This is a genomic window from Chryseobacterium salviniae, assembly GCF_035819015.1.
Classification (GTDB): domain Bacteria; phylum Bacteroidota; class Bacteroidia; order Flavobacteriales; family Weeksellaceae; genus Chryseobacterium; species Chryseobacterium salviniae.
Map to the genome: position 1 here is coordinate 85,796 of NZ_JAYLAA010000039.1, position 22,607 is coordinate 108,402.

The window sequence follows — 22,607 nt, forward strand, 5'->3', positions numbered from 1 at the left end:
ATTTCTTAACAAAAATTATGCCTCTTTATCAGGAAATTTGCTTTTTAATTTTATTTTAATAAAATATTTATAAAGCATTTTATTTCAGAATACTTTTTAAATACAATCCGTTTTTAACAGCAGAAGTTCCCCAGGTATTATTAAAAAATATAAAAGTTTTGCGATGGGCTTTTTTAATTTTTTGAGCTAAATCATTCAGGAATTCTTCGCTGTATTCAGATTTGTAGAGCACAGGTTTTCCGTGAAGCCTGTAATAAAGAATATCAGAATGGTTGATGATAACATCTTCAGGAAGGTTTCCGGGAAAGCTTACACCTGAAACGACTATATTATTTTCTTTGAGTATATTGAAAACCTGTTCATCCCACCATGAATCATGACGGAATTCAATAACATTTAAGTAATTAAAATCAATATTCTGAAGAATTGTCTCCAAATTTTCCTGAGTGTTTCTGAAAGATGGTGGAAACTGATACAGGAAGCCTGATAATTTTTCTTTCAGATGAGATTCAATATGTTCACAAAAAGCAATGATTTCCTCTTTGCAGTCTTTCATTCTTTTTTCGTGAGAAATGATTTTTGGAATTTTTATAAAAAACCTGAACTCATCCGGCGTTTCATCGGTCCACTTGATGAGTGTCTTTGCAGTTGGTTTTCTGTAAAAAGTGGAATTGATTTCTACACAGTTGAACTCCCGGGCATATAAGATAAGAAAGTCTTTACTTTTGGCATCTTCCGGATAGAGCGATCCTTTCCAGTCATTATTGTAGAAACCTGAGCAGCCGATATATAGATTTTCCTTTTCCATGTTTTTATATTTTCTCTCGCAGATTTAGCAGATGGCGCGGATTATTTTCAATTAAATTTCATAAACATCTGCCAAATCCGTGAAATCAGCGGGAGATCAAAATTTATCTACTATTGAGATCAACCGAATTTAAACGCAGTGAGTTTAAGATAACAGAAAGTGAACTTACGCTCATTGCCGCCGCGGCAATCATAGGAGACAGCAGTATCCCGAAAAACGGATACAATAATCCTGCCGCAACCGGAACTCCCAAAACATTATAGATAAAGGCAAAAAATAAATTTTCTTTGATATTCTTTAAAAGTTTTTCACTCAGAATCCTTGCTTTTGCCACACCGGAAATATCGCCTTTCAGTAGAGTGATTTCGGCACTTTCTATAGCAACATCTGCTCCTGTTCCCATGGCAATTCCGATATTGGCCTGGGCAAGGGCAGGAGAGTCGTTGATCCCGTCGCCGGTCATGGCAACAATTTTTCCCTGCTGCTGTAATTTTTTTACTTCATTCAACTTGTCTTCAGGGTGGCAATTGGCTTTAAAATGTTTAATTCCGAGTTCGTCGGCAACGGCTTTTGCGGTGTGTTCATTATCGCCGGTCATCATCATTACCTCAATTCCTTCGCTTACCAGCTGCTGGATTGATTTTTTAGCGTTATCCTTTATTTTATCGGTAAAACTGATGAATCCTAATACCTTTTCATTCTCCGCTACATAAGAAACGGTGTGTGCTTTCGATTGTACTTCGGCTGCTTTCTTTTTAAGATCTTTTGAAATTGAGATCTGATTCGAAGTAAGAAGACTTTCATTTCCTACATAAACTGTTTTGCCATTAATATTTCCCTTCACTCCTTTCCCGGAGATATTTTCAAAGTTTTGAACTTTTTCAGCAGTAATGTTTTCTTCTTTTGCTTTTTTTATAACGGCGTTGGATAAAGGATGCTCTGAGTTCTGATTTAATGAATAGGCTAATTTCAGCATTAAATTGTTATCGCCGTCAATAGCTTCAATATGCTCGGCCGACGGTTTTCCTTCGGTTAATGTTCCTGTTTTGTCGGTGATTAAGACATTTACCTTATTCATGTGTTCAAGTGCTTCGGCATTTTTTATTAAAATTCCGTTTCTGGCACCTTTCCCGATTCCTACCATAAGAGACATTGGGGTGGCAAGACCTAATGCACAAGGACAGGCCACAATTAAAACAGCGACGGCATTTACAAAAGCAAAAAGGCTTCTCTTTCCTTCGGGTCCGAAAAACTGCCACAAGATAAATGTGAGAACAGCTGCTGCAATAACTGCCGGAACAAATATTTTTGAAACCTTATCGGTAAGCTTCTGGATAGGAGCTTTGCTTCTGCTGGCTTCGTTAACCATCCTGATGATGTGTGAAAGCAAAGTGTCTTCACCCACCTTTTCGGCTTTCATCATGAAAACCTGATTTCCGTTGATGGTTCCGGAAGAAATTTTATCATTAACATTTTTTTCAACGGGAATCGGTTCACCGGTAATCATGCTTTCATCGATGCTCGAGCTTCCTTCCGTAATTTTTCCGTCAACCGGTATTTTTTCACCTGGTTTTACTTTCAGAAAATCCCCGATTTTAACCTGTGAAAGCGGTATTCTTTTTTCTTCGCCGTTGATGATGATATTAGCTTCGTCGGGAGACAGATTCATTAATTCCCTGATGGCATTTCCTGTTTTCCTGTGCGCTGCCGCTTCCATTAGCTGTCCCAAAATGACCAATGTTAAAATCACGCAAACGGCTTCAAAATATAAAGGTGTTTCGTGATGTTCTCCCCGAATTTCATGAGGAATGATATCCGGAAAAATCAATGCGATAATGCTGAAAAGAAAAGCAGCCACAACACCAAGTGCGATAAGGCTGAACATATTTAGGTTCCATGTTTTAAATGAAACCCAGCCCCTTTTCATTAAAAACCATCCTGAGTAAAACAGTACAGGAAGCGTTAAAATCAATTCGATAATTCCCTGAATCTGATGAGAAAACGGAAAGCCTATACACATTCCTCCCATGGAAAGAATGAAAACGGGCACTGTAAATGCTAAAGAAATGATTAATTTTTTCTTTAAAATTTTGTAGGTTTCATCTTCATTGTTGTCTTCTCTTTCTGGCATCTTCACGAGATCCATTCCGCAGATCGGGCATTCTCCCGGCTCATTTCGGATGATTTCCGGATGCATAAGACAGGTGTATTTTGCGGTTTTCTTTTCAGGATATTTTACCAAATCCATTCCGCAGACAGGACATCCCACATTGGAGTCGTAAACTTTATCGCCTTCACAAAACATTGGACAGTAATATTTCCCTGCCATTTCATCGGTTACTTTCTGTGTCTTATGCTGGTGTTGATGATGATGCGAATTATAAGGTATGTTTGTGTCTGAATTTTTAACCAACTCTTCAGTAATTTCTTCTAAATGCATGTTGCAGACCGGGCAATCTCCTTTTTCAGGATAAATTGTATCGCCTTCACAAAACATCGGACAATAATATTCATCAATATGATCTTTAAAGTTTTCCGGAAGATTCGTTTTGGAATAAACGGGTTTAAAATTTGGATCTTTGGCGTGTTTTTCTTCAATCGGCACCAAATACATATTGCAGACAGGACATCTTTTTCCTTGCTGAAAATACACTTTTTCGCCTTCACATTCCATCGGGCAATAGTACACCGACGACGGGGAAACGCGATCCTGAGGTTTTATAAAAGTATTATCGGGGTTAGCAGTATTTTCAAGCTTGTAATTTCCTGTCTCTTTTAGGGTATTATTTAAAATGCTTAAATCGATTGCTTTATCTGAAATAATGATTACCGTGCTGTTTTCCAGATTGACATCAGCTTTGATGCCTTCCAGACTGTTGAGTTTTTCAGAAATTTTTTTCTGACAGCCGGAACAGGTCATCCCGAGAATTTTATATTGATATTGCATGATCCTTTTTATTTATCATACAAATTTCCAAAACTATACCGGAAAGCTGTTACACATTTAAGGATAATGTTTACAGAATTTTGTTTGTGTTGTAGAGTTACAGAGTAGGAGCTGCAATATTTTATAAGTTTTTGATTAAATATTTCAATGTTGCCAAAAAGTAAAAATGCATTAAACACTCAAACTCTAAAACACTCAGACCGTTTAAATCTGATCCAGCGGTTTCCGGGTGTGAACTTTCAGTTTTCTAAATTCTGTAGGAGTAAAACCGGTGCTGTTCCGGAACTGGGATGATAAATGCTGAACACTTTTATAACCAAGCTTTCCTGCAATTTCCGTTAAGGTAAATTCATTATAAAGAAGCAATTCTTTTACTTTTTCAATTTTTTGAAGGATAAAAAACTGTTCCAGGGTAATGTTTTCGTTCTGGGAAAATGTTTTGGAAAGGGTGCTGTAGTCTTTATGGAGCGTGCTGCTTAAAAATTCGGACAGGAGAAAACCTTCATCAATATCGAGTTCACTGATTTTTGTAATGATGAGGTTTTTAATTTTTTCAATAATCTGTCGGGTAGAATCCTTTATCCTTTCAAAACCTGTTTTCTCCAGTAGTTTTTCCAGCAGCAAAAGGTTTTCTTCCGAAAGATCAGATGGAGTTTCTGCCTCGCCGAGGCTGATATTTTTAACATCAATATTCATTTCATTAAAAATATTGGAAACAGCAGTGATGCATCTTCCGCAGACCATATTTTTTATATAGATTTTCATGTGGGATTTTGCTTGTTCAGCCTGTCTTTTACAAACTCTACTTTAGTTTTACCGTGTGGCACAGGATTGCCGTTTTCGTCAAGATTTACCATTACGATTTTATCGACGGTAATAATGGTCTGATGGGTCATTTTATTTCTTACATCACACCTTAGCGTAAGAGAGGTAGATCCGAAAGAAGAGACTTCAATTCCGATTTCGATAATATCTCCCTGTTTTGCAGAGCTTACAAAATTAATTTCTGAGATAAATTTGGTAACAACTTTTTTATTTTCAAGCTGGATCACTGCGTATAATGCTGCTTCTTCATCAATCCACTGCAATAATCTTCCCCCGAATAAAGACTGGTTAGGGTTGAGGTCTTCGGGTTTTACCCATTTTCTTGTATGGTAATTCATAATCGTTGATATTTCCGGTGCAAATTTAATGTTTATAACCTGCATTATCCAACAAATCAGCATTTACCGTCTGAAAGATGATTATTTATTTTCTCGATAATTTACTAAACGTTAAATTGCATTGAAAATTTAGTTACAATATATATGTTATTAATAATTACATTTTTACTAAATATTCATAAAAATTTTATGATGAATTAATACTTTTTAACAAACTTATCTATTGATTGAAAATTTTATTAAAATATTTTCAAAAAAGCTTTTGATATGACATTATAAGTTGTATATTGCACCTGTCTTATATCTGGAATCAATATTTGTTCATTCTTTATGTTGTTTTTCTTTTATAAACCAAATCATTTTTAACATTTTTAATTTTTTAACTCAGATGAACATTTTTGTTTCAAACATCAATTACGCAACGAAAGACTACGAGTTGCAAGATCTATTCTCAGAATTTGGAGAAGTTTCTTCAGTAAAAATCATTACAGACAAAGAAACTGGCCGTTCAAGAGGTTTCGGTTTCATCGAAATGGAAGACGCTGAAGGTCAGCAGGCTGTTGAGGCTCTTAATCAGAAAGAATTCAACGGAAAAACACTTAATGTTTCAGAGGCTAAACCAAGAGAGGAAAAGCCAAGAAGAACTTTCAGTAACAACGCAGGCGGAGGCAACAGAGGCGGCGGAAGTTATGGAGGTGGTAACAACAGAAGTGGAGGTTACGGAGGTAACAACAGAAGCGGTGGAGGTTACGGCGGTGGAGACCGTGGCGGTAACGGCGGCGGAAAACGTTGGTAAAAAATATAAGCGGCTCTTTTAAGAGCCGCTTTTTTTATGCCATGATATTTGTATTATATTATTAATTATGTAAGCATAATGCATTTCTCTCATATTTTATAAATTTTATTTGGTTAATTAGTGGATTATTCGTAAGTTAACGTTATAAATTAAATTAATAATTATGAGAACAAAATTACTTTTTGCATTATTAGCAATGCCTATCATTGCCAATGCGCAATTTACACAGAATTTTGACGCAGGAACAACAATCCCGGCAGGTTGGACTGTCTTAAACGGCGGAGACGCCAATACATGGTCCATCGTAAACTATACGGGAGGAACTATTACTGCTTACAGTGGTGCAAACACTGCTTCCATAGGCTATAGTTCTTCGGCTCACGATGATTATTTAGTTACACCTGCCATTACAGTAACAGCAGGCGTAAGCGACTTTCTTTCTTTTTATGCCAGAAGCCGTGATCCTCTATACCCGGAAACCATCAGCGTGAAAATTTCTACAACAACGCCTACAGCTGCCGCATTTACCACTAATCTGGCAGCAACTGTAGCCCCTCCGAGCGGAGCTAATTTTTATAAATATAGCTACGATCTTTCTGCATATGTAGGACAAACTATCTATATAGGTTTTCATTCTGCTACTACCGATAAGTTTTATTTCGATCTTGATGACATCTCATTGGGCGCTCTTCCGGCATGCGCTCCTCCATCTATTGTAACGATAAATTCAGTGCTGCCAACTTCGGCAAACATCAGCTGGACGGCTTCTCCTACAGCCGGAGCAACTTATCAGATTGAATACGGACCTACAGGATTTACACAGGGAACCGGTACGATTATCACTTCTTCAACTACTTCTGCTGTAATTCCTAACCTTTCAGCTTCTACCGGATATCAGTTTTATATACGGTCTAATTGCGGTACAAACGGTTTCAGTGCATGGAGTGCTGCAAATTCTTTTACAACGATCTGTGCTCCGATTGCATCATTCCCTTATACACAAAACTTTGATGCAGCAACAATTCCTTCATGCTGGGCTAATGAAGCCGTTACCGGAGGCGGAACCGCTACATGGAGTTATGTAACAGCCAATGGAAACAGTTCCATAACACCGAAGTCTGCTCCGAGAATGGCAGAGTTCAGAACGACAACACCTGGAAATAAAGCTAAATTATTATTGCCGGTTTTAAATATTTCCGCAGTTGCTTCTCCTGAGCTTAGATTCAGCCTTGCCAATGTAAACTGGTTTGGTGATGTGGATGAACTAAGAATTTATTATAAAGCAAACCCTTCCGATGCATGGACGCAGATAGGAAGTTCTTATACGACGGAAAATGCAGCGTGGATTGATGTGAGCATTCCGCTTCCAAATAAATCTGCAAATTATACCATTGCTTTCGAAGGAACTTCCAACTGGGCAAGAGGTGTAGATATAGACAATGTTTCTGTTGTAGATGCTTCTGTACTGGCAGTAAATGACATTACTAAAAATAATACAGATGTAAAGGTATATCCAAATCCTGTAAAAGATGTATTGAATATCAATTCTGATAAAAAACTCAACAGCATTCAAATCTTCTCAATGACGGGGCAACTTATCAGAACAATTGATAAAGATGCGAAACAGGTCAGTGTTTCTGACCTGAAAAAAGGAGTGTATCTATTGAGAGTAAAATCCGAAGGAAAAGACCAGTCATTTAAAGTAGTTAAAGACTAGAAGATATTTACTAAATTAGTAAGGCTGTCTCAAGATTGAGGCAGCCTTTATTTATGTTGAAAGTTTTTACTCGTCCTATTCTTTCTTTTTCTTCTTCTTTTTATCCTTGCTTTTCTTTTTATCTTTTTTAGGATTAAGAATTTCATTGGCATATTCAAACTCAGGTTCTTTTTTTTGTTCGGTATCGAAATTAATATTGAGATCTCTAAGCTCATCTTCAGAAACTATTTGCTCATCAATCATGAAGCTTACGATTTCCTTCCCCGAACCGCTGAAAAAATGATCAGAAAGCTGGGTAAGTAAAAACTTTCTGTATTCTTCAACTGGTACAATAGTCTGATATCTGAATATTCTCCCTTCTTTTTCCGTTGAGAGATAACCTTTTTCTACCAATATTTTTAAATAGGTTGAAACGGTATTCTGATGTGGCTTCGGTTCAGGATGCTGCTCCATAACTTCTTTCAGATAAAAAGACCCGAACTTCCACAACAGCCTCATTAAGTTTTCCTCAGCAGATGTAAGATGATTTATTTTCATATGAAATTCTTAATGTTGAAACTGAATATTGCAATAAAGATAAATAAAAGATACCACAATTGCAATCCCGGCACCCATGAATACTTCTTTCGGAGTATGCCTTTTTAAGATAACTCTTGTGAGACCTACCAATGCTGCAATAGCCAGCCACATTAATCCAAAACCCGTATCCATGGCGAAAAATAAGGCAGCAACAAAAATATTGAAAGCAGTATGCATGGAACTTTTAATATAATAATTACTGATTTGCATGGCGAAAAGCAGAATCAGAATAAACAGCATAACAAGATCTATATAACCGTTTTTAAAATAATTAAATGCAAGATAAGATATTACACATGCTGCAATGAAGAAATACAAGCTCTTCCGTTGATTACGGTTGGAAACATCCATATTGGTATATCTGCCGGTTTTTACGTTCCAAACCAGCCAGATGATTACAGGGAGTATAATCATTAACACTACCGGAAGAAAGTAGAGCAGAGAATCTTTCAGAGCGTAATTTTTGATGCTCATATAAATAAAAAAAATAATCAAGGAAATCAGAGGATTAAAAAAATCGGATACAATTCTTGAGATTTTATGAATAAATGAAGGGTGTTTTTCTTCCATAATTAAGTTTGACCATGTAAATATAATATTATAAGCAAAAAAACAATGGGCAGGTATACAATAAAAACAAAGTTTTTTTATAATTTTGCTCAACTATTTCATAATAAATAAGCAAGAGCTCAACACATGAAAGAATTTTCTAAAGAGGTATACCTGAAGTGGTATGAAGATATGACAATGTGGAGAAGGTTTGAAGACAAATGCCGTTCTCTTTATCTAAAGCAAAAAATCAGAGGTTTTTTACATTTGTATAATGGTCAGGAAGCTATTCCTGCCGGATTTGCGCATGCAATGGATTTAACCAAGGACAGCATGATCACTGCTTACAGATGTCACATCCATCCGATGGCGATGGGAGTAGATCCTAAAAGAATTATGGCCGAACTTTGTGGTAAAGCTACGGGTACCTCTGGAGGTATGGGTGGATCTATGCACATTTTCAGCAAAGAGCACAGGTTTTACGGAGGCCACGGAATTGTTGGTGGTCAGATTCCTTTAGGTGCCGGAATTGCTTTTGCAGATCAGTATTTCGACAGAAAAGCGGTAAATATCTGCTTCTTCGGGGACGGAGCTGCTAGACAGGGTTCATTACATGAAACGTTTAACATGGCCATGAACTGGAAGCTTCCGGTAGTTTTTGTTGTGGAAAACAACCAATATGCAATGGGAACTTCTGTAAAAAGAACTGCCAACCACGAAGATATCTATAAATTAGGGTTAGGGTACGAAATGCCTTGTCTTGCCGTAGATGCAATGGATCCTGAAAAAGTGGCTGAAGCTGCTTATGAAGCAATCGAGAGAGCAAGAAGAGGAGACGGGCCTACCTTCATCGAAGCAAGAACATACCGTTACAGAGGTCACTCTATGTCTGATGCGGAACCATACAGATCTAAAGAAGAAGTCGCCATTCATAAAAATGACGACCCGATTGAGCTGATCAAGCAAAGAATCCTGGCAAACAGCTGGGCTACCGAAGAAGAATTGGAAGCGATGGACAACAAATCAAGAGATTTCGTGGAAGAATGTATTGAGTTTATGGAAAATTCACCATATCCGGATGCTGAAAAAATCTACGAGTATGTGTACGCTCAGGAAGATTACCCGTTCTTAGACAAATTAGAAAACTAAACGATAATAAGTCAATTTGAAAGTTTGAAAATTTGAAAATGATTTATTATCATATCTTTTTTAATTTTCAAATAAACAAATTACCAAATTTTCAAATTAAAATAAATTATGGCAGAAGTAATTACAATGCCACGTCTTTCCGATACAATGACGGAAGGTAAGGTGGCTAAATGGCATAAAAAAGTAGGAGATAAAGTAAAGGAAGGAGATATTTTAGCAGAAATTGAAACGGATAAAGCCGTTCAGGATTTTGAATCTGAAGTAGAAGGAACCCTTTTATACATTGGAGTAGAAGAAGGCGGTGCTGCTGCTGTAGATTCCGTACTGGCAATTATCGGTAATGAAGGTGAAGATATCTCAGGATTAACCGGTGGTGAGGCTCCTAAATCGAATGATTCTGAAGAAAAAAAAACAGAGGAAGACCATAAAACAGAAAACAGCGCAACAAGCATGGAACAGGCTGATGCGGAAGTTCCTGCGGGAGTGGAAGTGATTACAATGCCGAGACTTTCCGACACCATGACGGAAGGGAAAGTAGCAAAATGGCATAAAAATGTTGGAGATACTGTAAAAGAAGGAGATCTTCTTGCTGAAATTGAAACGGATAAAGCCGTCCAGGATTTTGAATCCGAATTCAATGGCGTACTATTGAAGCAGGGTGTTGAAGAAGGCGGTGCTGCTCCGGTAGATTCCGTACTGGCAATCATAGGACCTGAAGGAACGGATGTTTCTGCAGTTGGCGCTCCTAAAGCTGCGGCTGCTTCATCAGAAAAAACTCCTGAAAAGAAAACAGAAGCTAAAGAAGAAGAAAAAGCTGCTCCGGCTGCCCATACATCATCTTCAGACAGAGTTGCCATCTCTCCTCTGGCAAAGAAAATGGCTCAGGAAAAAGGGGTTGACATCAACAGCATTCAGGGTTCAGGAGAAAACGGAAGAATCGTTAAAAAAGATATTGAAAATTACCAGCCTTCTGCGACGAAGCCGGCTGCTTCAGCTTCGGCTGCAAGTCCTGTCGCACAGGCAGCATTAAGCTTCGTTCAGGGTGAAGATACGGAAACCCCGAATTCACAGGTAAGAAACGTTATCGCAAAACGCCTTTCTGAAAGTAAGTTCACCGCTCCTCATTATTATCTGATGGTTGAAATCAACATGGATAAGGCTATTGAGGCGAGAAAAGAAATCAATTCTCTACCGGATACCAAAATTTCTTTCAACGATATGATTATTAAGGCAACTGCTGTTGCATTAAGAAAACATCCGCAGGTAAATTCAAGCTGGGCGGGTGATAAGATCATTCACAGAGGAAACATCAATATCGGAGTAGCGGTTGCCATTCCGGACGGACTGGTGGTTCCTGTTCTTAAGAATACCGATCAGATGAATTATACCCAGATTTCTGCTGCGGTGAAAGACATGGCTGCAAGAGCGAAAAACAAAGGCCTTAAAGCCAATGAAATGGAAGGTTCTACATTCTCTATTTCAAATCTTGGAATGTTCGGTATCGAAACATTTACAAGCATCATCAACCAGCCAAACTCTGCGATTCTATCGGTAGGAGCGATTATTGAAAAACCGGTTGTGAAAAACGGTCAGATTGTAGTTGGGAACATCATGAAGCTTTCATTAGCCTGCGACCACAGAGTGGTAGACGGTGCTACAGGAGCACAGTTCTTACAGACTTTAAAAACGTATCTTGAAAATCCTTTAACTTTGTTACTGTAATTTTCTAAAGTTCTTAAATTATAAAAAGCGCTTTTTATATTGAGAAGCGTTTTGCAAAGCTTCAAGGTTTTTAAAACCTTGAAGCTTTATTTTTTTACAGTTAACAATTACCTAGCCCAGATAGTAACGGTTACCCCGCAGCACGAGCCGGAAAGCTGATGGATTGGCTGTGGCAGGCATTGGCGTGAGGAGTAATAGTGGATAGCTGGAAACAGCTCCTAAAAAAGTATTGAAAACGAAGAAAAGACAGTTTGGAATTTGCCTTAAATTTTATCTGTATTTTAAAATCAAATTACTATTTTTGGATTATGATTAAAGCAAGAAATATCCATAAATCTTATGGAAATTTAGAAGTATTAAAAGGAGTTGATATTCATATTAAGATGGGCGAGGTTGTTTCTATAGTTGGAGAATCCGGGGCCGGAAAGTCTACGCTTTTACAGATTTTGGGAACGCTGGACCAGCCGACTACTTCATCGAAATTTGATACCGAAATTACCATTGCCGGTGAATCTTTCATCAATATGAATGATAAGCAGCTTTCTAAATTCAGAAACCAGAATATTGGTTTTGTATTTCAGTTTCATCAGCTTCTTCCGGAATTTACGGCACTGGAAAATGTGCTTCTGCCCACTAAAATTGCCGGAGCCAGTGATAAAGAAGCAACGGAAAAGGCTTATGCTCTATTCGAAGACCTGAAAATAGAACAGAGAGTGCATCATAAACCCAACCAGCTTTCGGGAGGTGAGGCGCAGAGAGTGGCTGTTGCAAGAGCTTTAATCAATTCTCCGAAGATAATTTTTGCTGATGAGCCTACAGGAAACCTCGATTCTAAAAATGCCGATGATCTTCACCGTTTATTTTTTGATCTGAGGGATAAATACAACCAGACTTTTGTCATTGTGACCCACAACCCCAATCTTGCAGAAATTACAGACAGGAAACTGGTTATGAAAGACGGAATGATTATAGAGTAAAAAACTTGCACAAATGATGAAACACTTTATTTTTTTACTTCTGTTTTTTACATCCTGCTCAGAATTTGAAGCTCAGCGTTCAGATATATCTTCACATATACCTGCAACAAGAATTTCCGAGGTTAAAACATTTATTAAAGGAAAAGATTACAATCAGGATCTGGCGGTTTTTATCAATTTTAAAATCCATTCCGGAAAATACAGGTATTTTGTTTATGACCTGAAAAACAATATAATCATACAAAAGGCAGTTGTCTCTCACGGAGATGGTTCGGTGGCAAGGAACTCTCAGGATTTAATTTTCAGTAATGTTGACGGTTCCCATCAGTCTTCTTTAGGTAAATATGCGATCCGCGAAAGTTATTTCGGGAAATTCGGGAAGGCATACCGTCTTGACGGACTCGACAGTACGAACAGCAATGCAAGATCAAGAGCTATCGTGCTGCATTCTTACCATTGTATTCCCGACAAAGAATCTTCTGCACCTGCATGTTTAAGTTTCGGATGTCCGATGCTTTCAAAGAATGCATTTAATGAAACTTCAAAATTGATCGATCAATCAGAAACCCCCGTAATTTTATACGCTTTTTATTAAACTAAATAATTCATGAAAAATATTTCTATTCTTGCGGCATCATTATTAATGGTGATGTCTTGCCAAAAAAAAGAACTTCAAAAAGAAAACCTATCGCTTAATCTTCCAAAGGGCTTTGAGCAGACCTTAATCTATGCTTCTTCCACCAAAGGTAATAATAACGGCGGCATGAATGAAGCTACTGAGGTGAAATTCCGCGTAGATTCTGTAGACAAAAGCTCCAATTATTATATTACGGGAGAAATTACCAGAATGACTTTCAACCAGAAAATGTTTGGAGAAGAAGTTCATTTTGATTCCAGGGAACCTTCCGATTCTGATGACGGATTAGGCGAAGAGCTCAAGCCGATGATTAACAATCCGTTTACTTTTAAAATAGACAAATTCGGAAATATTCTTGAGAATCAGAAATTTACCAAAGAAGCTTCAGATGAGAGCAGTTTAAGCACCTATAACATTATTCCGTTTGCTTTTCCGAGAGAAACGGTGGAAGAGGGATTTACATGGAAAGTAGACACTTCCAATCCTTTGACGAAATCTATTATGCCGGTTACAAGCAGTTTTACCTACAAAGGCACTAAAGATAACAAGGTGGAATTTACCATTAATTCAACCATGAAAGGTGTAGCAGAGGTAATGAAAGATACGGATATTAAAGGTAAATATGTTTTCGACAGCAAAACAAAAGCTTTGATTTCTGCCGAAAGAAATATGCCGGTTCAGTTTGGCGGCGGTACTGCCACTTTTACCATTACTCCTAAAATCGAAGGTTTTTAATTAGTTTTTTATGTCCATTAAATTTTTAGCTGAAGACGACAGGCCTCGTGAAAAATTTTTGCTGAAAGGCAAAAGTTCGCTTTCCGATTCCGAATTGCTGGCCATCATTATGGGCAGCGGAAATAGAGATGAAACTGCAGTGGAGCTTGCAAGAAGAATCCTGGCTTCGGTGAATAACAACTGGAACCAGCTCAGTCTGTTGTCGGTAAAAGATTTAATGAAATTTAAAGGAGTGGGACAGGTGAAGGCTATTTCTATTGCGACTGCACTGGAAATAGGGAGAAGGAGAGCCGGGCAGGAAGTGCCGGAGAAACCTGTAATTTCAAGCAGCAGATCGGCTTATGAAATTTTCAGAAATCATTTATCAGATTTAAGAACGGAAGAATTCTGGGCAATTTTTCTGAACAGGAGCAATAAGATGATCCATTTTGTACAATTAACACAGGGAGGAATTAATCAGTCTATTGTGGATATCAGGGTTTTATTTAAAACAGCTTTAGATCATTTTTCAACGGGAATTATTATTGCGCACAATCATCCTTCGGGAAGTTTACAGCCGAGCCGGGAAGATATTGATATTACGAAAAAAATAAAGATTGCTGGAGAAACGATGAATATTCAGCTTCTGGATCACCTTATCATCACCCAAAATTCCTATTTTAGCTTTTCAGACGACGGATTATTATGATAAGAAGAGTGAAATATCATGAAATTGATTTTCAGAAATATACAAAATGCCTGGAAAATTCTGCACAACAAAACTGGTATGCCAAGAAAGAGGTATTGGATGAACTCTCTGGAAATTGGGAGATTTTAATATATGATGATTACAGAGCTGTTGTACCTCTTCCGCTGAAAAAGAAATTTGGAATCAATTTTGTAATTATGCCGCTTTTCTGTCAGCAATTAGGCGTTTTTTCAGAAAAAGATGATATTGAAGTCAATGACAGGTTTTTACAATTTCTGAAAAAAAATTATAAAGTCTTTCTGTATTCTTTTAATCATCATAATTCCTTTTCCAAAAGTTTAGACACAAAAAAGAATTATACGATTCCCATATCAGATTATGTACTTTTACGAAGAAAGAAATATTTTAAAGGAAGAAAATCAACTGCAAAATGCGCACAACATCTTATTTATAAAGAGATTGAATTAAGCACAGAGCATATTTCCTTTATTGAAAAGCATTTTAAAGGGCTTCAAAAAGAAACCGATATTAAAAAGTTCAGAGATTATATGAACTTTCTCCACCGGAATAGTTCATTGAAATTATGTGCGGCCTATCTGGAGGAAAAGCTGATTAATGTTGCTGTTATGGTAGATGAACACACACAGCTTTCTTTACTGGCCTTAATTAATGATGAAACTTACAAAACTGAAAACGGACCTTCCTTTTTAATTGATAAAATCCTGAATAAGTATATTCACGAAAAAGAATTTAATTTCATGGGGAGCAACATCCGCGGAATTGAGATTTTTTTCAAAAGTTTTGGTGGTGAGCTCCGGGAATATCCTTGTTTGCAAAGCAGAATTTTAAAGAAACTCTCTTAATTTTATTCGGTATTTGTTTCCTTTTATTAAGCTTCATTTAGAATCATCATTCTGATAAACTCGCTAATGATTAAAGCACCACAAAAATAAATATTTTCGTTTCATTCTGCATAAAATTTTCTGATAAAAAAGAATCGGGAATACTTATATGATTTTCACGGTAAATTCAGAAAATATCATTAATTTTGCTACCTCAATTATGGCTAGTTTTTCAGGATATTTACCGTATGCATTTGCATTGATTATTGCAATCCCTTTTTTGGTTTTGCTAAGACAATTCGTATTTACCTATATCAGGCTTAAAGAACAGGAAATCAAACTCCTTACCGTAAAATCGAATACCGGCAATAAAGCGCAGTCCTACGAAAGAATGACGCTTTTTATGGAAAGACTGAAACCTTCCCATCTTATTCAGCGTTTTGATAAAGGTCTTGCCGTTCATGAATTTATCTTCCTTACGGAAAAGGCCATCAATGAAGAATTTGATTATAATGCTTCCCAGCAGCTGTATATTACCAAAAATTCCTGGAAAAACATTGTAGATTCTAAAAATGCCATCATAGAGCTTCTTCATAAAACCTATAGTGAAATCAGCGGAAATGCGACACTCGATGAATTCAAGACCATTTTTATCATGAATTTTATAAATGGGGAAGATTATATCTCTGCGACTATAGAAGACCTGAGAAGAGAAATTTTAATAATAACATAATTAAAAAATAAATTCAATTAAATAATGATTCCAAATTTTAAAGCACATCCATGGCATGGTATTTCTGCAGGAGAAGATGCGCCGAATGTTGTAAACGTTTTCGTGGAGATCGTTCCTTCTGACACCATCAAATATGAAGTAGATAAAGAAACCGGGTTTTTGAAAGTAGACAGGCCGCAGAAATTCTCCAACATCATTCCGGCATTGTACGGTTTTGTTCCGAGAACATACTGTGATACTGCTGTAATGAATTTAGCTATCGAAAGAGGTGCGAATGATGTTACCATGGGAGATCATGATCCGCTTGATATCTGTGTTTTAAGCTCACACAACATCCATGCAGGAGGACTTTTGATGGAAGCTATTCCAATCGGCGGATTTAAAATGATCGACGGAGGAGAAGCTGATGATAAAATTGTAGCCGTAATGATCGGTGACCACGCTTTCGGACATTTCAGGGATATTTCAGAATTGCCTGAAGCAGAAGTGAAACGATTAATGCACTACTTTTTAACCTATAAAAACTTACCGGATGAGCCTGCAAAATGCAGAATCCAGGAAGTGTACGGAGCGGAACACGCTAAAAAAGTGATTAAAGCTTCGCAGGAAGATTATGCCAATAAATACGGAGGATAAAAATAAAGTTATTCCATATAAAAGAAGCCGTCTCATTTTACGAGACGGCTTCCTTGTTTTTTAAGTTTATTATAATTCTATTTTCTCTGATAAACCGAAATTCCTTCTTTTATGGTTTCCAGCACTTTCAGATTGCGGATTTTATCATGTTCGATAGTAAGCGGATTTTGATCAAGTATCACAAAATCTGCTAATTTTCCGGTTTTTATTGAACCTTTCCGGTCTTCTTCCTGAATCTGATAAGCAGCATTAATGGTAATTGCTTTTAAAGCTTCCAGCGGTGTAATTCTTTCATCAGGACCGAGAATCATCCCCGAACGGGTTTTCCTGTTAACTGCCGCATACATCGCTGTGATAAGATCTGGCGGAGTAACAGGAGCGTCGTGATGAATGGTAAACAGAATTCCGGCCTTTAAGGCAGAGTTTGCGGGACTAATAAATGCAGCCCTTTCCGGCCCGAAAACACTTGAAAAATGCCAGTCACCCCACAAATAGGCGTGTGTGGAAAAATAAGAAGGAATTACACCTACATCTTTAATTTTTTTGATGTGGTCCGGACGGCTGTTCTGTACATGAATGAGAGTAGCTCGTAAATCGGGAGTGTAAATTTTTTCATCTTTTAATTTTTGAATTACTCTCAGAGCCTGATCAATGGCTGCATCACCGTTTACATGGAGCTGCGCGGTCATACGATTTTGAAATACTGTTTTAAGATCATCATAAAGTACTTCATCTGAAAAAATAGGAAAACCTTTGTAATCGGAACTCTGTCCTTCAGGAGGTTTAAAATAAGGCTGGGTAAGCCACGCTGTTTTTGCCTGTGGAGAGCCGTCATCCGAAAACTTGAAACCGCCAAGTTTCAGGTGTTTACTATAATACCGCATATATTTAGGCTTAAAAAAAGCAAAGCTCTTTTTGAAATATTCATAGTCCGGAAAATAAACGATATCAGCCTTAAATAAATCCTTTGAAGAAGCTTCTTCCAAAAGGGTCACATTTTCGCCCATTGTTCTTCCGTCGCAGATTGTAGTTTGTCCGTAACTCAACCATTCTTCTTGGGCCTTCATAAGGTTATCTATAGCCAGAGACTTGGCATTTGCTGCGCTGCCTAATTTTTGGGTTAATGTGAGAAGTGCTGCAAAACTTGCATTTTCTTCAAGCTTACCGTTTAATTTTCCTGTTTTTTTATCTCTTCCGTAGTGGCCACCTTGAGGATCTTCTGAAGATTCAGTAATGCCTGAAAGCTTCAGCATAGCACTGTTAGCAACACTTGTATGTCCGGATGCATGAACAATAATGATAGGATTAGTGATAGTGATGTCATCCAGTTCTTCTTTTGTAGGATGTCTATGTTCGGTCATGATCGCATCATCATATCCGTTACCAATGATAGGCTGGTCTGTAGGAATATTATTTTTTTGAATGTATTCTCTAATGACATTTTGCAAATCGGTAATAGAATTTACAGTACCATACGGTGTTGGTGAAAGGTCGGCTACCTGCATCATTCCCGCACGAGAAGTAAGATGTCCGTGAGCATCTATGAATCCAGGCAGAAGTGTTTTACCTAGCAAATCAACTCTCTTTGTTTGATAGCCTGTATATTCTTCAGCATCGGATTTTGATCCCACGAATTGTATTCTGCCGTTTACAACAGTAACGGCTTCTGCCAAAGGAATGTCATTTTCCATGGTAAGGATTGTTCCTCCATAGTATACAATGTCTGCTCTTTGTTCCTGAACTCTGCTTTGGCAGCTATAAAGTAATAGCAGGAAAAAGGTCATGTAGAAAAAATTTTTCATTATATTAATTCATTTATTGGTGAAGTTTAAAGTTACGATTTATCTTTTTGATTAATTTACAGATCATTAGAAAATTTTATTATATTTATAAAGCTAATTACAAATTATTAATGTTAAAATAATAAAACTATGGATCTGTTCTATTTAATTCCTGTTTTCGGGGTAGTTGCCTTACTGTATACTTTCATTCAAAGTAACTGGGTAAACAAACAGAACGCCGGAAATGAAAAAATGAAAATAATCAGCGGACATATTGCTGATGGTGCAATGGCTTTTCTCAAGGCTGAGTATAAAATCTTAACCTACTTTGTAGTTATTGTAGCCATTCTATTGGCTGTAATGGGTTCTACTAATGCCAATTCCCACTGGAGCATTGGGGTAGCTTTTGTTGTAGGAGCTGTATTTTCTGCGCTTGCAGGGTTTATAGGAATGAAAATAGCCACCAAAGCCAATGTACGAACTGCAGAGGCAGCAAGAACCTCTCTCTCAAAAGCTTTGAAAGTTTCTTTTACAGGAGGTTCCGTAATGGGAATGGGCGTTGCAGGTCTGGCTGTTTTAGGATTGGGAGCTTTATTTCTAATTATTAAGCAGATTTTTGCGCCGGATGCACATGTAGATTCCGATGAGATGGAAAGAACTATCGAGATTCTTACGGGCTTCTCACTGGGTGCGGAGTCCATCGCTTTATTCGCAAGAGTAGGAGGCGGCATTTACACAAAAGCAGCAGATGTCGGAGCCGACCTCGTAGGAAAAGTGGAAGCCGGGATTCCCGAAGATGATCCGAGAAACCCCGCCACAATTGCCGATAACGTAGGAGATAATGTAGGAGACGTTGCTGGTATGGGAGCCGATCTTTTCGGTTCTTATGTAGCAACCGTTTTAGCAACAATGGTTTTAGGAAGAGAAACAATTTCGGAAGATTCGTTCGGGGGTTTTGCACCGATTCTTTTGCCGATGCTTATTGCCGGGACAGGAATCATCTTCTCCATCATAGGAACTTTATTTGTAAGAATCAATGATAATGAAGATTCATCCACTTCAAGTGTTCAGAATGCCTTGAATTTAGGAAACTGGGGAAGTATTGTTATTACGGCTATATCTTCTTATTTCCTTGTGAATTATATTTTACCGGATGAAATGGTTTTGCGCGGACATGAATTCACCAAAATGGGCGTTTTCGGAGCCATTATGGTAGGATTGGTTGTAGGAACGCTAATGAGCATTATTACAGAATACTATACGGCGATGGGTAAAAGGCCTGTTTCCAGCATTGTAAGACAGTCTTCTACAGGTCATGCCACCAACATTATCGGAGGACTTTCTGTGGGTATGGAATCAACTTTATTACCCATCATTGTTTTAGCTGGTGGAATTTACGGTTCCTATCTTTGTGCCGGATTGTACGGTGTGGCTATTGCTGCAGCCGGAATGATGGCTACAACAGCCATGCAGCTTGCCATTGACGCTTTCGGGCCAATTGCCGATAATGCAGGAGGAATTGCTGAAATGAGCGAATTACCCAAAGAAGTGCGTGAAAAAACCGATATTCTGGATGCCGTAGGAAATACAACAGCGGCAACAGGAAAAGGTTTTGCCATCGCTTCAGCGGCTTTAACGGCGCTCGCCTTATTTGCAGCATTTGTCGGAATAGCAGGGATCGACGGAATTGATATTTACAGAGCCGATGTTCTTGCAGGCTTATTTGTAGGAGGAATGATTCCATTCATTTTTTCATCTCTGGCCATTACGGCAGTTGGACAGGCTGCAATGGCAATGGTAGAAGAAGTTAGAAGACAGTTCCGGGAAATTCCGGGGATTCTGGAAGGAAAAGCCCAACCGGAATATGAAAAATGTGTGGCCATTTCTACCGATGCGTCTATCAGAAAAATGATGCTTCCGGGAGCAATTGCTATTGTATCGCCTTTATTGATCGGCTTTATTTTCGGGCCTGAAGTATTGGGCGGGTTTTTAGCAGGTGCAACAGTTTGCGGTGTTTTGATGGGAATGTTCCAGAATAACGCCGGAGGAGCCTGGGATAATGCCAAAAAATCTTTTGAAAAAGGAGTGAATATCAACGGACAGACATATTTCAAAGGTTCAGATCCTCATAAAGCTTCCGTAACCGGAGACACCGTAGGAGATCCATTTAAAGATACTTCCGGACCTTCCATGAATATTTTAATTAAGCTGATGTCTATTGTTTCATTGGTTATTGCTCCTACCTTAGCTGTTCTTCACAAAGATAAAATTGATGCCAACAGAAAAGCAAAAATTGAAAGCTTAACAGGGACAACTGGTGTTAATACTGTTCCCGGAACTGCATCAGTTGCAGTTATTCCAACAGAAATAAAAGGATATCTTAATGAAAATGGTGACTTTGTTTATGATACGGGAGCACTGAAAGAAGTACAGTTAAAAGATGGTAAAAAAATCTCAATAGGAGAAAACAGCCAGCTTTATAATATGTATGAGTTGGTAAAAAATAAAGACCAGGCTCTTTTAGATCCAAATAAATGGTTTACCATAGAAAATCTTTATTTTGAAACAGGATCGAGTGAATTAAGGGCGGGTTCTGATGCACAGCTTTTAAATCTCGTAGAAATATTGAATGCTTACCCAACGATGAGAGTTAAACTGGGTGGCTATACCGATAATTCAGGGAATGAAGATAGCAATATGAAACTTTCTAACCTAAGGGCGCAAACTGCAAAACTAAAGCTGTTAGAGCTTGGAATTGCCGGAGACAGGTTAGAAGCTGAAGGATATGGAGCGCAATATCCGGTTTGTGCAGCGAATGATACCGATGAATGCATGGCTAAAAACAGAAGAATAGATGTAAGGGTTTTAAGCCTTTAAACGATAAGATTTAAGAATATCAGGCACTGCGGAAGCGGTGCTTTTTTATTCATGATTTTAAATTTAGCTAAAAATTTAAATCTGAAAAATAGAAACTGCTGATCTTATTTTTTAATTTGTTAAAGATGTTTTCTCAGGTGCTCCATCGCATTCATGATGAGTTCATCATTTTTGGCAAAGCTGAAACGTACATAATCCGAATTGTTTCCTGAATTATAAAAAGCGGAAAGCGGAAGGCAGGCCACTCCTTTTTCAACAGTAAGCCACTTGGAAAACTCTACATCGGTCATGGTTTTGGAAATGTTCCTGAAATTAGCTACCTGAAAAACTGCGCCTTCGGTGATATGTTCTACAACAAAAGGAGTTTCTTTAATCAATTCATTAAAAAGATTACGTTTGTTCTGCATCAGATTTTGGTTCTGATAAGGATCAAAAATACCAAGATATTTAGCGATTGCATATTGACACGGAGCATTGGCGCTGTAAGAAATATATTGCTGATGGCATCTGAACTTTGCCGTAAGATCTTCTGAAGATAAAAGATAGCTTACTTTCCATCCTGTAGAATGAAACATTTTCCCGAAAGAAAAAATACAGAAGCATCTTTTCTGAAGTTCGGGATGAAGAAACGCACTGTAATGCTCAATTCCATCATAGCAATATGTATCATAAATTTCTTCTGAAATAAGATAGATTTCCTTTTCTTTTATAAGTTCATACAGATGATTCCAATCGTTTGGAGACCACACCTTTCCGGTGGGATTTTGTGGAGAATTCACAATTATTGCTTTGGTTTTTTCCGAAATACAATCGCCGAGCTTTTCCCAGTTCATGCTAAAATCATTCTCTACATTGTAATACACCGGAATTCCGTGATTTAAAACAATGGAAGGGCCGTACGTATAGTAGGAGGGTTGTATGACAATCACTTCATCTCCGTGATTAAGAATACATTTTAATGCGGTATATAAAGTAAAAGTTGCGCATGGCGTAATGGTAACTTCATTTTGATTCAGAAAAATACGGTTGCTTCTTCTTGAGTTGTAACGAATAATGCTGTCAATTAAAAGAGGATTTCCGGCAAGAGGCTCATAATGATGTGTGGAGAAATCGGCTGCTTCTTTCAGAAACGCTTTCAGGGTTGGATCAATATCAAAATCCGCAAGGCCCAAAGACAGGTCAAAGCTGTTGTTTTTTACAGCCAGATCAGACATTTCAGAAAAAAAGGAGTAATGGGTAAATCCGTAAACTTTCTCCATATATTTTGCATG

20 protein-coding genes are annotated in these 22,607 nt (G+C 37.8%); 12 read left to right on the forward strand and 8 right to left on the reverse strand.

All coding sequences use genetic code 11. The features are described 5' to 3' along the window. Window positions 1–79: 79 nt before the first annotated feature. The 4 genes from SOP96_RS10670 to SOP96_RS10685 form a co-directional block, all read right to left on the reverse strand. Complete coding sequence (locus tag SOP96_RS10670; protein ID WP_326320923.1) at window positions 80–808, reverse strand: DUF72 domain-containing protein; 729 nt, start codon at window positions 806–808, stop codon at window positions 80–82. Between the two features lie 103 nt (window positions 809–911). Further along, complete coding sequence (locus SOP96_RS10675) at window positions 912–3,755, reverse strand: heavy metal translocating P-type ATPase (protein WP_326320924.1); 2,844 nt, start codon at window positions 3,753–3,755, stop codon at window positions 912–914. Between the two features lie 204 nt (window positions 3,756–3,959). After that, window positions 3,960–4,520: a helix-turn-helix domain-containing protein gene (locus tag SOP96_RS10680; RefSeq protein WP_326320925.1), complete on the reverse strand. Its 561-nt coding sequence runs from the start codon at window positions 4,518–4,520 to the stop codon at window positions 3,960–3,962. Beyond that, a complete protein-coding gene (locus tag SOP96_RS10685; protein ID WP_326320926.1) occupies window positions 4,517–4,918 on the reverse strand; it encodes an acyl-CoA thioesterase in 402 nt (133 codons plus the stop codon). Before SOP96_RS10685 ends, SOP96_RS10680 begins: the two co-directional genes overlap by 4 nt. A 388-nt stretch (window positions 4,919–5,306) precedes the next feature. Here SOP96_RS10685 and SOP96_RS10690 point away from each other — a divergent pair, with 388 nt between their 5' ends. Together SOP96_RS10690 and SOP96_RS10695 are read left to right on the forward strand one after the other, a co-directional pair. After that, entirely contained in the window at window positions 5,307–5,714 is a 408-nt protein-coding gene (locus tag SOP96_RS10690; RefSeq protein ID WP_066436206.1) for an RNA recognition motif domain-containing protein, read from the forward strand. A gap of 163 nt (window positions 5,715–5,877) precedes the next feature. Continuing rightward, complete coding sequence (locus SOP96_RS10695) at window positions 5,878–7,431, forward strand: T9SS-dependent choice-of-anchor J family protein (RefSeq protein WP_326320927.1); 1,554 nt, start codon at window positions 5,878–5,880, stop codon at window positions 7,429–7,431. Window positions 7,432–7,506: 75 nt separating this feature from the next. Here the strand turns inward: SOP96_RS10695 and SOP96_RS10700 are convergent, their stop codons facing one another. Both SOP96_RS10700 and SOP96_RS10705 read right to left on the reverse strand, forming a co-directional pair. Then, on the reverse strand, window positions 7,507–7,968 hold the full coding sequence (locus SOP96_RS10700; RefSeq protein WP_326320928.1) for a BlaI/MecI/CopY family transcriptional regulator: 462 nt from the start codon (window positions 7,966–7,968) through the stop codon (window positions 7,507–7,509). Window positions 7,969–7,977: 9 nt separating this feature from the next. Beyond that, window positions 7,978–8,580, reverse strand: coding sequence for a phosphatase PAP2 family protein (locus SOP96_RS10705; RefSeq protein WP_326320929.1), 603 nt, complete (start codon window positions 8,578–8,580; stop codon window positions 7,978–7,980). 126 nt (window positions 8,581–8,706) lie between these two features. Between SOP96_RS10705 and pdhA the strand changes: the two genes are divergently transcribed. The 9 genes from pdhA (at window position 8,707) to SOP96_RS10750 (ending at window position 16,678) form a co-directional block, all read left to right on the forward strand. Beyond that, complete coding sequence (pdhA, locus tag SOP96_RS10710) at window positions 8,707–9,708, forward strand: pyruvate dehydrogenase (acetyl-transferring) E1 component subunit alpha (protein ID WP_326320930.1); 1,002 nt, start codon at window positions 8,707–8,709, stop codon at window positions 9,706–9,708. A gap of 108 nt (window positions 9,709–9,816) precedes the next feature. Continuing rightward, window positions 9,817–11,430, forward strand: coding sequence for a pyruvate dehydrogenase complex dihydrolipoamide acetyltransferase (locus SOP96_RS10715; RefSeq protein WP_326320931.1), 1,614 nt, complete (start codon window positions 9,817–9,819; stop codon window positions 11,428–11,430). A gap of 308 nt (window positions 11,431–11,738) precedes the next feature. Further along, the gene (locus SOP96_RS10720; RefSeq protein WP_326320932.1) at window positions 11,739–12,407 is read left to right on the forward strand and encodes an ABC transporter ATP-binding protein; all 669 of its coding nucleotides are present in this window, start codon (window positions 11,739–11,741) and stop codon (window positions 12,405–12,407) included. A gap of 13 nt (window positions 12,408–12,420) precedes the next feature. Then, a complete protein-coding gene (locus SOP96_RS10725; RefSeq protein WP_326320933.1) occupies window positions 12,421–13,002 on the forward strand; it encodes a murein L,D-transpeptidase catalytic domain-containing protein in 582 nt (193 codons plus the stop codon). Window positions 13,003–13,014: 12 nt separating this feature from the next. After that, complete coding sequence (locus SOP96_RS10730; protein WP_326320934.1) at window positions 13,015–13,779, forward strand: DUF6263 family protein; 765 nt, start codon at window positions 13,015–13,017, stop codon at window positions 13,777–13,779. Between the two features lie 10 nt (window positions 13,780–13,789). Then, window positions 13,790–14,467, forward strand: coding sequence for a RadC family protein (radC, locus tag SOP96_RS10735; RefSeq protein ID WP_326320935.1), 678 nt, complete (start codon window positions 13,790–13,792; stop codon window positions 14,465–14,467). Beyond that, window positions 14,464–15,330: a hypothetical protein gene (locus tag SOP96_RS10740; protein ID WP_326320936.1), complete on the forward strand. Its 867-nt coding sequence runs from the start codon at window positions 14,464–14,466 to the stop codon at window positions 15,328–15,330. The genes radC and SOP96_RS10740 overlap by 4 nt, the downstream gene beginning before the upstream one ends. 199 nt (window positions 15,331–15,529) lie before the next feature. Further along, window positions 15,530–16,042, forward strand: a complete 513-nt coding sequence (locus SOP96_RS10745) for a DUF7935 family protein (protein WP_312176211.1) — start codon at window positions 15,530–15,532, stop codon at window positions 16,040–16,042. A 24-nt stretch (window positions 16,043–16,066) separates the two neighbouring features. Continuing rightward, window positions 16,067–16,678, forward strand: coding sequence for an inorganic pyrophosphatase (locus SOP96_RS10750; RefSeq protein ID WP_326320937.1), 612 nt, complete (start codon window positions 16,067–16,069; stop codon window positions 16,676–16,678). 77 nt (window positions 16,679–16,755) lie between these two features. On the opposite strand, the gene SOP96_RS10755 is transcribed toward SOP96_RS10750, so the two are convergent. Next, window positions 16,756–18,480 carry an amidohydrolase gene (locus SOP96_RS10755; RefSeq protein WP_326320938.1) on the reverse strand — a complete coding sequence of 575 codons (1,725 nt, stop codon included), beginning with the start codon at window positions 18,478–18,480 and terminating at the stop codon, window positions 16,756–16,758. Window positions 18,481–18,609: 129 nt separating this feature from the next. On the opposite strand from SOP96_RS10755, the gene SOP96_RS10760 reads away from it, so the two are divergent. Further along, window positions 18,610–21,336 (forward strand): sodium-translocating pyrophosphatase, encoded by a 2,727-nt coding sequence (locus tag SOP96_RS10760; RefSeq protein ID WP_326320939.1) that lies wholly within the window; start codon window positions 18,610–18,612, stop codon window positions 21,334–21,336. A 119-nt stretch (window positions 21,337–21,455) separates the two neighbouring features. Here the strand turns inward: SOP96_RS10760 and SOP96_RS10765 are convergent, their stop codons facing one another. Continuing rightward, window positions 21,456–22,595, reverse strand: a complete 1,140-nt coding sequence (locus SOP96_RS10765) for an aminotransferase class I/II-fold pyridoxal phosphate-dependent enzyme (RefSeq protein ID WP_326320940.1) — start codon at window positions 22,593–22,595, stop codon at window positions 21,456–21,458. Window positions 22,596–22,607 lie beyond the last annotated feature (12 nt).

Coding starts and splice junctions, on each gene's coding strand:
- SOP96_RS10725 (WP_326320933.1), top strand. CDS start 12,421: ATGATGAAACACTTTATTTTTTTACTTCTGTTTTTTACATCCTGCTCA.
- SOP96_RS10750 (WP_326320937.1), top strand. CDS start 16,067: ATGATTCCAAATTTTAAAGCACATCCATGGCATGGTATTTCTGCAGGA.
- SOP96_RS10685 (WP_326320926.1), bottom strand. CDS start 4,918: ATGAATTACCATACAAGAAAATGGGTAAAACCCGAAGACCTCAACCCT.
- radC (WP_326320935.1), top strand. CDS start 13,790: ATGTCCATTAAATTTTTAGCTGAAGACGACAGGCCTCGTGAAAAATTT.
- SOP96_RS10740 (WP_326320936.1), top strand. CDS start 14,464: ATGATAAGAAGAGTGAAATATCATGAAATTGATTTTCAGAAATATACA.
- SOP96_RS10765 (WP_326320940.1), bottom strand. CDS start 22,595: ATGGAGAAAGTTTACGGATTTACCCATTACTCCTTTTTTTCTGAAATG.
- SOP96_RS10745 (WP_312176211.1), top strand. CDS start 15,530: ATGGCTAGTTTTTCAGGATATTTACCGTATGCATTTGCATTGATTATT.
- pdhA (WP_326320930.1), top strand. CDS start 8,707: ATGAAAGAATTTTCTAAAGAGGTATACCTGAAGTGGTATGAAGATATG.
- SOP96_RS10675 (WP_326320924.1), bottom strand. CDS start 3,755: ATGCAATATCAATATAAAATTCTCGGGATGACCTGTTCCGGCTGTCAG.
- SOP96_RS10680 (WP_326320925.1), bottom strand. CDS start 4,520: ATGAAAATCTATATAAAAAATATGGTCTGCGGAAGATGCATCACTGCT.
- SOP96_RS10720 (WP_326320932.1), top strand. CDS start 11,739: ATGATTAAAGCAAGAAATATCCATAAATCTTATGGAAATTTAGAAGTA.
- SOP96_RS10760 (WP_326320939.1), top strand. CDS start 18,610: ATGGATCTGTTCTATTTAATTCCTGTTTTCGGGGTAGTTGCCTTACTG.
- SOP96_RS10755 (WP_326320938.1), bottom strand. CDS start 18,480: ATGAAAAATTTTTTCTACATGACCTTTTTCCTGCTATTACTTTATAGC.
- SOP96_RS10715 (WP_326320931.1), top strand. CDS start 9,817: ATGGCAGAAGTAATTACAATGCCACGTCTTTCCGATACAATGACGGAA.
- SOP96_RS10730 (WP_326320934.1), top strand. CDS start 13,015: ATGAAAAATATTTCTATTCTTGCGGCATCATTATTAATGGTGATGTCT.
- SOP96_RS10690 (WP_066436206.1), top strand. CDS start 5,307: ATGAACATTTTTGTTTCAAACATCAATTACGCAACGAAAGACTACGAG.
- SOP96_RS10705 (WP_326320929.1), bottom strand. CDS start 8,580: ATGGAAGAAAAACACCCTTCATTTATTCATAAAATCTCAAGAATTGTA.
- SOP96_RS10700 (WP_326320928.1), bottom strand. CDS start 7,968: ATGAAAATAAATCATCTTACATCTGCTGAGGAAAACTTAATGAGGCTG.
- SOP96_RS10695 (WP_326320927.1), top strand. CDS start 5,878: ATGAGAACAAAATTACTTTTTGCATTATTAGCAATGCCTATCATTGCC.
- SOP96_RS10670 (WP_326320923.1), bottom strand. CDS start 808: ATGGAAAAGGAAAATCTATATATCGGCTGCTCAGGTTTCTACAATAAT.